General features: G+C 60.8%; 9 protein-coding genes and 1 pseudogene. 4 read left to right on the top strand and 6 right to left on the bottom strand.

Features of this window, described 5'->3' with window-relative positions:
• Positions 1 to 96 precede the first annotated feature (96 nt).
• Positions 97 to 786 carry a hypothetical protein gene (locus JYJ84_RS03170; RefSeq protein WP_174957492.1) on the top strand — a complete coding sequence of 230 codons (690 nt, stop codon included), beginning with the start codon at positions 97 to 99 and terminating at the stop codon, positions 784 to 786.
• 631 nt (positions 787 to 1,417) lie between these two features.
• Here the strand turns inward: JYJ84_RS03170 and JYJ84_RS03175 are convergent.
• From JYJ84_RS03175 to JYJ84_RS03200, 6 genes and pseudogenes are all read right to left on the bottom strand, one after another.
• The gene (locus tag JYJ84_RS03175; RefSeq protein ID WP_175221935.1) at positions 1,418 to 2,323 is read right to left on the bottom strand and encodes an NAD(P)-dependent oxidoreductase; all 906 of its coding nucleotides are present in this window, start codon (positions 2,321 to 2,323) and stop codon (positions 1,418 to 1,420) included.
• A 553-nt stretch (positions 2,324 to 2,876) separates the two neighbouring features.
• Positions 2,877 to 3,512, bottom strand: coding sequence for an aminotransferase class III-fold pyridoxal phosphate-dependent enzyme (locus JYJ84_RS03180; protein WP_205182346.1), 636 nt, complete (start codon positions 3,510 to 3,512; stop codon positions 2,877 to 2,879).
• A 218-nt stretch (positions 3,513 to 3,730) separates the two neighbouring features.
• Positions 3,731 to 4,213: pseudogene (locus tag JYJ84_RS38460) on the bottom strand (aminotransferase class III-fold pyridoxal phosphate-dependent enzyme); the annotation flags it as partial.
• Positions 4,214 to 5,014: 801 nt separating this feature from the next.
• Entirely contained in the window at positions 5,015 to 5,239 is a 225-nt protein-coding gene (locus tag JYJ84_RS03190; RefSeq protein WP_122950397.1) for a hypothetical protein, read from the bottom strand.
• Positions 5,240 to 5,345: 106 nt separating this feature from the next.
• Positions 5,346 to 6,221, bottom strand: coding sequence for a phytanoyl-CoA dioxygenase family protein (locus tag JYJ84_RS03195; RefSeq protein ID WP_122950398.1), 876 nt, complete (start codon positions 6,219 to 6,221; stop codon positions 5,346 to 5,348).
• Positions 6,222 to 7,212: 991 nt separating this feature from the next.
• On the bottom strand, positions 7,213 to 10,404 hold the full coding sequence (locus JYJ84_RS03200) for a cytochrome P450 (RefSeq protein WP_175221934.1): 3,192 nt from the start codon (positions 10,402 to 10,404) through the stop codon (positions 7,213 to 7,215).
• Positions 10,405 to 10,495: 91 nt separating this feature from the next.
• Between JYJ84_RS03200 and JYJ84_RS03205 the strand changes: the two genes are divergently transcribed.
• From JYJ84_RS03205 to JYJ84_RS03215, 3 genes are all read left to right on the top strand, one after another.
• Entirely contained in the window at positions 10,496 to 11,125 is a 630-nt protein-coding gene (locus JYJ84_RS03205; RefSeq protein ID WP_122950400.1) for a TetR/AcrR family transcriptional regulator, read from the top strand.
• 607 nt (positions 11,126 to 11,732) lie between these two features.
• A complete protein-coding gene (locus JYJ84_RS03210) occupies positions 11,733 to 12,452 on the top strand; it encodes a response regulator transcription factor (protein ID WP_122950671.1) in 720 nt (239 codons plus the stop codon).
• On the top strand, positions 12,452 to 13,886 hold a 1,435-nt coding region (locus JYJ84_RS03215; RefSeq protein WP_205189115.1), incomplete at its 3' end, for a HAMP domain-containing sensor histidine kinase. The genes JYJ84_RS03210 and JYJ84_RS03215, both read left to right, overlap by 1 nt.

The raw sequence follows: 13,886 nt of genomic DNA on the forward strand, positions 1-13,886 counted from the left end.
TAGCGTCTTCTCGCGTCGAGAGGTGATGCACGGATGAGTATTGACGTTGGCAAGCGCGATGGTTACTCAAATTCTTGACGATCATTGGAATGTGTCATGGAACTCAAATTTTATCTTTATTGCCTTGCCGATCTTGCGTTGATAACGACTTCACTCGTCTATGGCGTGAAGCTTCTCAAGCGGCGCAACGGCCTGCTCGGATTCGAGTGGCTGGTGACGACGTTCTCGGCATCGAATTTGATGCTCAATGCGCTGACTGGCGAGCACGCATTTCTCAGTACCTCGCTTTTTTGCGATGCATTTTCCAGAGGTTTCGGCGTACCTGTCATCACTATCGTTGGCATGATGGCTGTTACGCACCGACATAAACCATCGATTTTCACTGACGTCTTGTATGTGGTGGGCGCGCTGGCGGGAACCGTCGTTGTGTGGACGGCAGACTTCATGGTCGAGCCCAAGCCGTATTTCTATCTGGTGATGTGGTCCTTGTTCTCGGTGTATCTCGTGTACGTCGTCGGGAAGCTGCTGCGAATTGGCGACAAGCGCAACGCCGTGAGTGTGATCGTGGCACTGGTCGCCACGCAGATTATTGCGAGCACCTATGACTTCTACCCTATACCTGGTGACCATGATCACATGATCTTCTATATCTTCGCGTTGCTTTCCTGGTCTTACCTGTCCGTCTCGCTGTATTACGCCTATTGCGCGCTGGAGCGCGCGCAGGAAAAAGCAACGAACCTCAATCGACGCTACACCATTGGCAGCCTGGAACGAAATCCGCAGTGATTGCCGCACGGCCAGCGGAATGCCGTTGGATCTTCATGCGGGAAAACGGAGATGGCTACTTCAATCGTGAGCTATCCCGCCGTGGAGGGGGCCATTTGATTGCGAGCAATATCTTGCCACCCACGCCGCGCTCTTGCGGGCAGCGTGGGGCGAATTTGGCCTGCAGTGGGTGGAGGTTCTGTTTCCGGTGTCAGGTCTGCGGCCCTTCGGCTGCGGAACGGGACCTCCGCTTCTCTCTCGCCCAGGCATGACAAGCCGGCATCGATCGATTCGCGCTGCGACTGTCTGGTCGATCAGCTTGCGAGCTTGAAGAAACGGACGCGCCGCGATCGAGCTCGGTGGCGTACCCGGTACGGATGTGAAGTTTCAGCACGAACTCGAGCAGTTGCCCAAGCGCGCCGTCCGGCGCGCCGTGGGCGTCGCCGCACGATGCGTGCACACGAGGCCAGCACAGCCGTGATCGAGCGAGAACGCGCTATCGAGATGAGTTGCGCGCGCTCGCCTTCGCTCGGTCACCGGAATGCCTTCGGTCGTCCGATCGCGATGCTGACGTTTCCCGTTCCGCTGGCGTCAACAGACGACGTGAATACGGGGCCGTTGAGAGCGGAACGGGATACGGGTCGGGTTGTATCTAACCCCGGTCCGCGAGCGGCTTCCTGAAACATTCAAACACGGCGGCCAGCTCATGTTGACCGTGGCCCTTGGCGACGGCCTGCTGGAGTCGCGCCAGTACTTCCTGCGGGTAGCTGCTGTCCGTGCCACTTTCCTGGCTGAACGCCACCAGCTGTCCGATACCCGCGGCCCAACTGTCCAGGGTGGCCTGCGACCCTGAGTAATTCCCTTTCTTGATCATCTGTACGCACGTCTGAAGCGTATCCTCGACGAAGGGACGACGCGCCAAGGCAAGTGACAAGTAGGTGTCGAGGGAGATGCCTTCGGCGTCACACGCGGCTGCGCCGTAGAGAAACCCGAGCGCGGCCCCCAGGGAGAACGAACCCACCACTGCGCCATCGAGAATGGCGGCATTCTCGAATCGCTCCCCAACGAACAACGCATGTCCACTCAGGTTCGCCAGGGCAGGTCGCAGGGCTTCGAAGGTCGAACGCGAGCCGGCATACAGAATCGATCCGTCCGGCGTGCCGATATCCTTGGGGTAGCAGCCGATGGTGCCGTCCAGGTAAGCCACGCCGTGTTCCTTGGCCCATTCCGCAGCATCTCGCGCGTCCTCCGGTGTGCCCGTCGTGAGCTGGATGATCGTTTTGCCTTTGAGACGGGCCGCGACGTCCGGCGTGCGCAGCAACGAGTCGGACGCGCCGTAGTCGAGTACGCAAACGATCACGACCTGACTCGCATCGATCGCCTCCGCGGCTGAGTGTGCGACCTGGGCGCCAACCTCGCCAAGCGCCGCGGACTTGCTCGCCGTGCGGTTCCAGACGGTGACGCGATGATTGGCGGCAAGCAATGCCTTGGCCAGGGCCGCTCCCATTGCGCCGAGACCAATGACGGATATTGCCTGCGCCGTTACGGTATTTGCCATCACAAAACTCCTTCGAATCGGGTATTTGAAACTTCAGAAGAGGACTTGCTTTGCACAGCGAGGAACAGGGGTGCCCGCCGTCGACCGCCACCGATCGCATGTGGCAGGAACCTGTCGTTGCCCTGCCTGCTTGCCCGGCAGCCGCGTCGAGATGCGCTCGATCAGCACCCTGCCGTAGTCGGGCTTCCACATCGCATCGGTCGACTCGGCGCCGATGAGGCGTGGTTCGATCGCGTTGGCGGATGTGGTAGATCCTGGATGGTTTCACGCGAGAAGTGCCATCCATCGACGTCGGGCAACGACGGATCAATCCGCGACGAATGCTTTAACCTGCATGGGTTCGGGACGCTGGATGAAGCCACGACGATCATCGAGGCATGGCCCCTGAATGACCTGCCAACGATGGTTATCCTGGCTCTTCTCCCAAAGAAGCAGCACCAGCCGAATTCGCCTTTCAGCTGGTGCCTTGGTCGGATCCGGCTGGATCCGAAATGCTGTAAAGCGCGCTCCAGATCTGGCGCGGAAAACCCGCGCCGATCAAGCGCATCCGGCATTAACGCTGCACGGTGTCCAGAATATCCAGGCGGCTCACTGCAATCGCCTTCTGCTTGATCGCGCCAAACGCCGCTTCGGTCGCCTCGAGCGTACGTGCGATGTCGTCGTCGGTGTGGCTCGCCGTGAAGAACATGTTGTGCCACGGGTGGAGATAGGCGCCGTTCTTGATGACTTCGGAAGCCCACGCCCGGCCGCGCGACACGAGTTCGTCGTCACCCGCGAAAAGCATCTGGGGCATGACGCTCGGCCCGGTCTGCTTGAGTTCGAAGCCATGCCGCTCGGCTTGCTCGGCGATGCCGGCGCGCAGCTTGTCCGCCAACCGCTTGGTGTGTTCGAGGTAGTCCGTTTCTCGTACCAGGCGCAGCGTTTCGATTGCCGCGGCCATCGGCACCGCCGAGAGCCAGTAGGAACCCGTGACGAAAATGTTCGTCGCAGCCTCTCGTGCCTTGTCCGAACCGAGCACCGCCGCGATCGCGTAGCCGCCGCCGATGGCCTTGCCCCAGCAGCTGAGGTCCGGGTGCACGCCCCAGTCCGACCACGAACAATCACGCGACAGGCGCAGCCCCGTGCGGACCTCATCGACGACCAGAAGCGCTTCCTGCTCGTCCGCGAGGCGACGGCATTCCTCGCGTATTCGATCGACGGGAAAAACTGATCGAAGAGCACCTCGTGCCGGAACGGCGTTGCGTAGATGGCCGCTATGTCACCGTCGACGCTCTTGACAGCGGCATTGAGGCTCTCGATGTCGTTGTACTCGAAGTAGACGACGTGAGCCCGGTCTTCCTTGGTAATCCCCGTCGTATAGGGCACGTTCCACGGGGACGCACCATGGTACGTGCCGCGCGCAACAAGAATCTTCCGCTTCTCGCGATAGGCGCGCGAGATCACCATGGCCATCGACGTGGCGTCCGAGCCGTTCTTGCAGAACATCGCCCAGTCGGCGTGGCTGACCTGTTGCGTGAGCGCCTCGGCAAGCTGAACCATCACCTCGCTGGGGCCCGTTGCCGTGTCGATCTTCTGCAACTGGAGGGCTGCGGCCTGCTCGATCCGCTCGTTGCCGTAGCCGAACAGATTCGTGCCGTAGCCACACACGTAGTCGATGTACTTGTTGCCGTCGACGTCCCAGAGATGGGTACCTTTCGCTTTTGCAAAGTACAGCGGGAAATCTTCCGTCAAATACTTGACGCTCTGGTGACCGTACATCCCGCCCGGGATGACCTTTTCGGCTCTTGCGAACCACTCGTTCTTCTTTGCCAGCCTGTCCATGCTCGACTCCTTGTGAAAAATTCGTTCTCGGAACGTCAGACCCGATATCAAGTCTTTTGACTGAGTCATTTGACCAAGCGGGCGAACCAAGGAATTTTGGGGAATGCAGCTTCCGATATCCCGCGTTTCGTCGTTGGATCGACGCGCCGTCTAGCCTCGCGCCGCGAATGCAGCCTCGCTGCGTCACGCACCTGGGCGTCTGTCGTCGCTTGATGCGAATTGGTCATTTGACCAAGTCTAGTGTCTACAAATGTCGCCCAGGCTGAAATTGGCGTTTTCCACTAGCCCCGCACAGGAGTGGATCAACGTCGCGCTCGGCATGCCATGGCGATGGGGGAGGCGGCGGGTTGAGCAGCGGCAGTTCGCCGGCGTGTGCTGCGCGGCGGCGATATCTGATCCGGTTAATGGAACTCCCCGCTCAACCTTTCGAGCAGGGATGCAGGGCGGTCAAGGTGGGGATGCGGGCTGGGGAGGGTGGTGGTGCACGTCCGCCAGAAGATTTCCCCGCGGGAGATCGTGGTGCGTACGGGCGTGTTCAGACACACGTGCGCGCATGGCAGGGGCAGACTGATCTACGCAGTTGAACGTATCCGAAGCGCGCGGGCTCGCGCGTCATCGACACATGGACCCACAGACTGTCGGGCCGGTTCAAGACCGAAAGCCGCCACCGAAGCGCGAGCAATGCGCTACGCGGCTCGTGTTCGACACGACCCGCGTGCAAGGCTGCGCCGGCATTTTCGATTGTTCCAGGTAAGGCCTATTGGGACGAGTCGTAGTGCTCGATGTGGTACAGAACCATGAATCCCGGGCTTAACACCAGAAGGATCCCGGCAACGAGAGAGATTGCGACAAATAAACGCTTCACCATGATCACGCTCCTGAGTTGGATGAGGTGCAATAGAAAGTCGATTCTTGGGGGCCATCCCCGGAACGGCGCGCAATCCCCGCGTTGATCTCCAGATCGCCCTGGGCAACGTCGGACGAAGGAACCCTCTCGCCGTCGCGGTTTGCCACCTCGTCGAGGCGTTGGGCGAGCGGGTGAGCGACCTGGCCGCCGGTCACGATCGCAACGCGATTCGTCAGGTCGATCTTCATGGGATGTCTCGCTGGTGGTGATGCTGTCGTGGCCCGCGCATGTGCATCAGGAAATACGGGGAGGGGGATCACCCCTCCCGGACCGATGCAGGCGTCTGTTCGTGGTTCAGAGGCCGAGGTGCGTGGCGATATCGTCGTAGTCGACTTGCCACAGGCCCGGCGTGCCAGCGGGGTATTGCGAGCGGAAGCCGATGATTCGCTGAACGCGTTTCGACAGGCGTCGCACGGTGTCCATGTCGACGATGAAGGGATACGCTTCCTCCGGAGTCAGGTAGGACGGCTGCATCGGAATCGTGAGCCCGCGCCGGCGCTCGTTCTGCGTCACGTTCGCGCCGCCACCGTGGATCACCTTTCCGCTGAACAGCAACGCGTCGCCGGCGTCCATCTCGGCGGCGATGGTCATGTCGGGCGTGCCCTTGCTGTCGAAGTAATCCTCGTCCCAGTTCTGGCTTCCCGGAATGATTCGGGTGGCACCGTTTTCCTCGGTGAAGCGCGTCAGGGCAATCATGAGGTTGGTGAACACCGTCGGCCCGTTGATTCCAAGCGCGCACAGGGGCGGAAAATTGCCGACATCGCGATGCAGCATCTGTGCCGTGTTGCCCGGGCCGATGTCGATGACCTGCGCGGTCGAAAGCCACCAATCGCCGGACTCTTCACGGTAGAGCACCTCGCCGAGCTCGTGAAAGAGTTCGTCGTCCAGCACGTCGCCAAAAGTCCTGCTGTGCGTGACCATGTTCGTCAGGCGCTTGGTATAGGTGCCGTGGAATTCCTTGATCAGTTCGTTTTCGTGCGACGACCCTTCGCGAAGCCGCTCGAGCGGAGCATCGACCTCGCGGTTGATGTTCGCGACTTGCTCCTGGGTCAGATAGTTCTTGATCCGGACTCCGCCATATTGATTCATGAGCGACACGATCTCTTGTGCGCTGGTCTGCTTCGGGACGGTGGGGAGCGCGCCCTGAATGTTCTGAATATTTGCGTTCATGGTTGCCTCAAAGTTGCGTGGACGGGTAAATCAGACGCGGCGTCACGTTCTGATTCGGGTGGTGATCCAGACACCAAGTAGAATGTTTGACTGAGTCATTTGACTGTATATGCCTTCGCTTTCTGCCATACGTTCCTTTCACGCCAGTTGACGGAACGCGCACGTTGTTCCCGACGTTGTCGTGACCTCCGGGAAGTCCAGTCGCTGTTTCCATAGGCGACAGACACGGAGCGATTCGCCGGGGTTTCCGGTGATCTGGCGTAATCGTGACGAATAAGGTCAAATGACCAAGTCGTCTGATCGAGAAAGTTAACATGGCGTTTTTCGACGGTCGATCATGGTTAACCCGTCGCTTTCGAATGGTGTAGCCGTTGAACGGCGAAGCGTCGTTCCGACGAGCATGCAAAAATGTGGTCACGCCTTGCGCCGCAAGGCGAGGCGTGGACCAAGGGCGACATTCGTGTCACTGACGCACGCAATTCGACCTGGACAGATGTGTGTTGGCGCGGCTTGGTGGTTCAGGCGACGTCTGCGATTCCCGCAGGGGCGCTGAGTGAGTAGTTGTCGTCTCGTTTGCTCTCGAGACGACAAGATGAGACACGACAACATCTCACTCGGGGCGGGCCTCTGAATGCCTGTATGCGGGGAGGGTAGCCATCCCCGCTGCGGAATGGTTCGGAGATAAACTACAGAGCACGTCAGCGTTTGTAGGAATCCGATGTTTTTATCAATCGAATTCAGCCGTTTCATGCGGCTTCAACGCCTGCTCTCGTGCCACCTTTCTTGATACGGCATGCCCTCTCGAAACGAGTGGAAAATCTGCCAATCCGGTTCCGGCCAGAACTCGACAGGAACCCGATTGAGGGAAGCAAGGGCAAGAAAGCGCAGGCCCGGATCGAAGAACGAGTCGCGAGTGTTCCCGAAAGCGGGGCAGGTCAAGCCTTCTTTTGCTTCTCGGAAGTCACGGGACGCTGCATGAATCTTGTTACCGTCATGCAAACACGTCGGCAACGTATCTGCCATGCTCCCGTTCCATCGTGTCGATCCACGCGCTGGCGCTTTCATCGTTCTCGCCGGTTGTCTCCTGATAAATGCGACCAAGCGTGGCACGTACGGCGGGTGCCATATTCTTTCCGTCCCCGCAGACAAAGACGGTGGCACCTTGCGCAAACAGTGCGGCGATTTTCTCGCGTTCCAGCCAGACTTTGTCTTGAACGAAGCGAGCACCTTCCTCCGGGCGGTTTGAATAAGCCGGCATCACTTCGACCACACCGCATCGTGCCCATTCGTCGAGTTCGTCGCGATAGAGAAAGTCAACGTCGGGGTCATCGATCCCGAAGAAGAGCAACGACGTGCCGACGTTCTCCCCCCGCTGTTGCTGTAATGCGCGCTCTTGCAGAAAGCCGCGGAATGGGGCGATACCGGAACCGGCGCAGATGAGAATCATCGGAAGATTGGGTTCGGCTGGTGGCCGAAAGCGTGCATTCGATGGCCTGACTGCAACGGACAAGCTGTCCCCCGTGTTGAGTCGCGCGAGATACGACGACGCCACCCCTTCATGACGACCATTGCCGGAGAGCGCTGGTGCGTCGACCACTGCTACCGTCAGCGTGACATGGTCTGCTTTCCAAAGCGGGGAAGACGAGATCGAGTACTGGCGTGCTTTCAGCGCGGGCAGCATATCGAGGAACTTATCGAGCGACAGATCGACGGACCCGAAGCGTTCGAGCAGATCCATGACGGTTGTCCGCTTTCCCAGAATCTCGCCTTCGAAATCGTCGGCGCTCAGGCGCTCAAGCTCGACCTTCTCGGGTGGGCAACGCGTGGTAGCGGCCAGGCTGGATACTTGTGACCGAGTTGCGGGGACGGCGAGTTCAACATAGCTCGAAAACAGTTCACCGCAACCCATTGCCTGGCCGAGCGGAAGGCGTGGATTGCTTGACGTTCCTTCAATCACGACCTGAGTGTCCCAGCTCACGCGAAACCGGCGCAAGACGCGATCGACGTTGTATTTCGAGTTGCGGGGCAGAACGGCCAGGTAATCTCCCGATCGATAAGTCATCGCTTCCGGAAGTTTCAATTCAATATGCTTTTTGGAGCGGCTGCCAGCCACGCTGATATCAACCAGTTCTCTATTGTCGACGATGGAGGCATGCGCCATGTCGCCGACATTCAGCAATTTTTCACGGGTATTTTCGGCGAACCATACTTTCAGTGCGGTATCGCCATGTTGCACAACCGACACTTCCCTTCCGGCGCTAGTTGCAAAGCGATTCCACATTTCGGTGTACCAACGGTCAAATTCACCAAAGAAGTCGCCACCGGAATCGAGTTCGCCTCTGAAGTGCACTCGCGTAGCACCGGCCTTCTCGAGCGCTTCATCGACGCGCTTGGGAATCGCCTGGTATGTCCGTGCCCATTGTTTGTTGCCGCACCCAAGAACCGAAAAATGGACGCCGTCCAGCGCACCCTCGTCCAGTGCTTCGACATACGGGACGAATGATCTGGCGTTGTCCGGCGGCTGTCCTTCGTAGGAAGCGGTGACGATCACGATTGCAGGATGTCCGTCGAGTTTCCCCGCGAAGTCGTCAAGCGGCGCGCACGTGGCGTGGAATCCATGACGGCTCGCGTCGCCTGCAATGCGTCGTGCAAAGGACTCGGCGGAACCGGTGTTTCCCCCGAAGAGGACGAGCATATTCGACACATCTTCGCTGGCAGGGATCGACTGAACCGGAGCGACGCTGGGGCTTTGAGCGCTCGAGCGGGCGTGAGGGGCCGTATCGGGCACTTTAAGCGCACCTCGGGCCCGCGGTTTCACGTTCACCCGGAAACCGGCTGGCTTCAGCGTAAGCGTTTCGGCGACGTCCAGCTCGTAGTCCGGATCTGCGAACGAGAAATCGAATCGCTGAAGCAGCATGATCAGAACGAGATGGGCCTCCTGCATGGCAAAAGGGCGGCCGATACAGGCACGTGCACCATTGCCGAAGGGCTTCCATGAATTGGGAGGCAGTTGCTCCGCATTCTCCGGGGCAAATCGCTCCGGACGAAACGCCTCGACGTCCTCGCCCCAGACGCTCACATCCCGATGCAACATGGGAGTCAAGATCATGATGATGTCGTCGGGAGAAACGGCATATTTCCCGCCGAACGTTGTGTCGGCGAGCGGTTTCACTGCGAATGCCGGCGCTGTCGGCCAGATTCGCAACGTCTCCATGAGGATTTGTTCGATGTAACGAAGGCGTGCGAGATGCTCGATCCGGGGTGTCTCGCTGCCGACAACCTCGTCGACCATGTCCCGTGCTTTCTGCAGGATGTCCGGGTTTTTGAGGAGGAAATAGGTGGCAAAGGACAGGAGCCCGCTTGTCGTTTCATGTCCGGCGATGAGAAATGTAATCATCTGAAAGACGATGTTCTCATCATCAAGTTTTTCTCCGGTCACCGGATCGATGCCGTTCAGCATTCGGTCCAACAGGTCCATCGACTCTTCGCTGTCGTGCGGGTTCTTCCGCCGGTCCTCGATCATTTTGGTCGCGAGCGACCGCATGACTTCGATGTCCGCGTCGAACTTTCGACTGCGATTGACCATCAACTTCGAAACAAGTTTTGGTCGCAACTCGCGCTTTCCGGCCTCGCTGAGGGTGTTGACCATGGCATCGACAAACGGATGCTGATCTTCACGGTAGAAGCTGTTGAAACGACAATCAAACGCACAAAGGGCAATCGTGTCGAGCGTCAGTCGAGTCATGTGATCGGACACATCGACCGGCGTCTCCGGGCCGAACCGCTCCCAATGAAGAAACATCTGGTCGGCGATGTCGACCATTTTGTCAAACATCGACCAGATACTGAGCGGGCCGAACGCCTGCATCAGCACACGATGCGCTTTGGCCCAGTTCGGTTCGTCACCGAACGCCGTAAATAACCCGTCCCCGATCGCGGGTCTGAGTTCGAGCAGCGATTGGTGTACACACTTCTGAAATCTGCTTTCATCACACACTTCATTCACGAGTGTTTGTCCGCTGACAACGTAGTAACCTTGGCCGAACACCTCGAACCAATAGACCGGCCCGTAAGTGCGCGCGAGATCCATCATCTTTGCAAGCGGAGACGGCCCGAGGACCTCCATCAAATGACCGATGACGGGTTTCAGGGGCGGCTGGGGGACGAGGGAGGAGGATTTCATTTCAATAGCCTTTCAGAGGTGTGTCGGCGCATCGCATCTCGATCTATTGAACAAATGTAAAATAGACAAAACCACGTGTCCAGAGCTTTTTATGCCCCCTGATGTAAGCCCTAATCCCGCCGATCCTCGCTTTCAACGGAGTTACGACGCTCTCGTTCGCGCCGCGACCGAACTGCTCGACGAGGCGCCGCTGAACAAACTCAGCATTGCTCAACTGGTGCAGCGCGCGGGCGTCGCTCGCCCCACGTTCTATCAACACTTTTCCGATCTCCAGACTGCCGCTCAGCGGGCGGCGTTGGTGAGGCTCGACAACGCTTTCGCATTCGTCGAGGAGCAAGGCAAACTGCTGAACTCGCCGAATGCCACTTTCGTCACGTCGATGGAGGTGGAAACCGCGCTGATTCTCGAGCATCTGCATGCGCACGAGCCTTTCTATCTGACGGTATTCAACGACGCGGCGACATCGGCGTTTTTCGATGAACTGGTGACGTTCGTCGCGGGCCGCATCCTTCCGCCCTATGAAGGTGTTCGCACGGAAGCAGAACAGGATTGCCTGACGGTGCTTGGCGGCGGGTTGGTCTGGACGGCGGTGCACTGGCTTCGCCAGGGGGCCACGCGCGAGACGCCGAAGGCAATGGCAAAGCGAATGGCCACGACTGCGGCGACGATCCTCGATGCTTTTGGTCTTACGCTCGGGTTCGCACAGGCGGATTCAGAGTAGCGGGAGGGGAGGCACGGGAAGCGGGCGGGTTGATCGACATGCGCCGCTCGTGTGCCGAACCGACTTGCACGCGAACTCGCTGCGCAGGAATGGCATCTTCGGTCGTATCGCTAACCGACAGGTATTGATCAATGCGGATGATCGTGAGTGTCAGTTGGCACGATCTTTACTTTGAAAAGTGGTTTGTACTGCTTGTTATATGCGAGTTGGCTGAGACGGCTTGTAGCACTGCGTCTACATTCTCCGCAAACGGAATGCGGTGGGGAACGCTTGCGCAGCATGCCATGGCATCACACCCACTCACACCAGCGATCACCGATCGCCGCGTCATCGCTTCCGCTTTTTTGAGCGTACGTCGTGTTCGCACCGGCTGATAGAATCGTCCTCCAAGGGCCGGATCGCAGAGCCATGCCAGTATTGCCTCCCGGCACGCGCACCGGCCAAAGTTAAATGAAATGTGATCACTCCCCGCCGCGCCGCAAAATTTTGCACAATGGCGGCAGCGCGGCCCGTTGCCGCGATTCACCCCCGGGAACCCGGCCAGCCGGACCGGGGCCGGCCCGAACCGATACCCGACCTCGGCACCGACGTGCCGCCGCCCGCCGCCATGGACCAACCGAAACGCATCCTGATCGTCGAGGACGATGCTGACATCGCCGACGTGCTGAGCCTGCACCTGCGCGACGAGCGCTATGAGGTCGTGCACAGCGCGGACGGCGCCGAAGGGTTGCGCCTGCTCGAACAGGGCGGCTGGGATGCGCTGATCCTCGACCTGATGCTGCCGGGCGTCGACGGCCTCGAAATCTGCCGGCGCGCGCGTGCGATGACGCGCTACACGCCGATCATCATCACGAGCGCGCGCTCGAGCGAGGTGCACCGGATCCTCGGCCTCGAGCTCGGTGCCGACGACTATCTGGCCAAGCCGTTCTCGGTGCTGGAGCTCGTCGCGCGCGTGAAGGCGCTGCTGCGGCGCGTCGATGCGCTCGCGCGCGATTCGCGGATCGACGCGGGCACGCTCGACGTCGCGGGGCTGGCGATCGACCCGATCGCGCGCGAAGCGAGCGTCGACGGCACACGCATCGATCTCACGCCACGCGAATTCGACCTGCTGTATTTCTTCGCGCGGCACCCGGGCAAGGTGTTCTCGCGAATGGATCTGCTCAATGCCGTGTGGGGTTACCAGCACGAAGGCTACGAACACACGGTCAACACCCATATCAACCGGCTGCGCGCGAAGATCGAGGCCGATCCGGCCGAGCCCGTGCGGATCCTCACCGTGTGGGGCCGCGGCTACAAGCTCGCCGCGCCGGGCCAGCGGGACGCATGATGAAGCTCACGCTCACCCAGCGGCTGTCGCTCGTGTTCTCCGTGCTGCTGCTCGCCTGCTCGGGCGCGTCCGCGTGGCTGCAGATCCGTGCGAACGACATGCGCGAGCAGGAAGTCGTGCAGGGGCTGTCGCGCGACCTGGCCGCCAATATCGTCGACAGCGTGACCCACAGCGCACCGCTGATGGACGCGAACGGGCTGCGCCCGGACGCCGTGCGCACGTTGTTCGGCCAGTTGATGGGCGTGAACCCGAGTGTCGAGGTCTATCTGCTCGACAACGCGGGGCGCATCAAGGGCGACGATGCGCCGCCCGGCCACGTGAAGCGCGACCGCGTCGATCTCGCGCCCGTGCAGCGCTTCATCGCGGGCGAGCCGCTGCCGATCCTCGGCGACGACCCGCGCAGCCCCGATGCGCGCAAGGTGTTCAGCGCCGCGCCGCTGCAGCGCGCGGGGCAGCCGCCGTCGGGCTACATCTACGTGGTGCTGCTCGGCGAGGCGCACGACCGGCTGGCCGCGCGCGTCGATGCGGGCAACGTGCTGCGCACGACGCTGTGGTCGATGGCGCTGGTCGCGCTGCTCGGCCTGCTCGCGGGCCTCACCGCGTTCAGCTTCATCACGCGCCCGCTGCGCCGGCTGACGGACGCGATGCGCCGCTTCGACGCGAACGGCACGCCCGACACACAGCCGCCGGTGCCGCGTTCGCGGCCGGGCCGGCGCGGCGACGACATCGTCGTGCTCGAATCCGCGTTCGCGCAGATGGCCGACCGGATCGGTGACCAGTGGCGCGCACTGACGCACCAGGACCAGCAACGGCGCGAACTGATCACGAACATCTCGCACGACCTGCGGACGCCGCTGACGTCGCTGCATGGCTACCTGGAGACGTTGTCGCTGAAGTCGGACACGCTCGCCGAGAACGAACGGCGGCGCTACCTGTCGATCGCGCTCGCGCAGAGCGCGAAGGTCGGCCGGCTCGCGCAGGCGCTGTTCGAACTCGCGCGGCTCGAATCGGGCGGCGTGCAGGCCGAGCGCGAGCCGTTCTCGCTCGTCGATCTCGTGCAGGACGTGTTCCAGAAATTCGAGCTGACCGCGCAGGCGCGCGGTGTCGCACTGCATGCGCGGATTCCGCCGCGGGTGCCGGTCGTGTCGGCCGATCTCGGGATGATCGAGCGCGTACTGACCAACCTGCTCGACAACGCGTTGCGGCACACGCCTGCGCACGGCGAGGTCGAGGTCGCGCTGGAGCCGCGCGGCGACCGCGTGGTCGTGACCGTGGCCGATACCGGGGAAGGGATTCCGGCGGCGCGGCGCGAAGGGCTGTTCCAGCGGCCGCAGCGGCCGATGAGCGGCGGTGCGGTGACGAGCGGCGGGCTCGGGCTGCTGATCGTGCACCGGATGCTGGCGCTCAATGGCAGCAGTATCCGGCTGGTCGACC

Source organism: Burkholderia sp. LMG 13014 (genome assembly GCF_905232215.1).
Classification (GTDB): Bacteria; Pseudomonadota; Gammaproteobacteria; order Burkholderiales; family Burkholderiaceae; genus Burkholderia.

Excerpts from the sequence above, each read along its gene's own strand:
- JYJ84_RS03170 (WP_174957492.1), top strand. The coding sequence starts at position 97 with ATGGAACTCAAATTTTATCTTTATTGCCTTGCCGATCTTGCGTTGATA.
- JYJ84_RS03175 (WP_175221935.1), bottom strand. The coding sequence starts at position 2,323 with ATGGCAAATACCGTAACGGCGCAGGCAATATCCGTCATTGGTCTCGGC.
- JYJ84_RS03190 (WP_122950397.1), bottom strand. The coding sequence starts at position 5,239 with ATGAAGATCGACCTGACGAATCGCGTTGCGATCGTGACCGGCGGCCAG.
- JYJ84_RS03195 (WP_122950398.1), bottom strand. The coding sequence starts at position 6,221 with ATGAACGCAAATATTCAGAACATTCAGGGCGCGCTCCCCACCGTCCCG.
- JYJ84_RS03200 (WP_175221934.1), bottom strand. The coding sequence starts at position 10,404 with ATGAAATCCTCCTCCCTCGTCCCCCAGCCGCCCCTGAAACCCGTCATC.
- JYJ84_RS03205 (WP_122950400.1), top strand. The coding sequence starts at position 10,496 with ATGCCCCCTGATGTAAGCCCTAATCCCGCCGATCCTCGCTTTCAACGG.
- JYJ84_RS03210 (WP_122950671.1), top strand. The coding sequence starts at position 11,733 with ATGGACCAACCGAAACGCATCCTGATCGTCGAGGACGATGCTGACATC.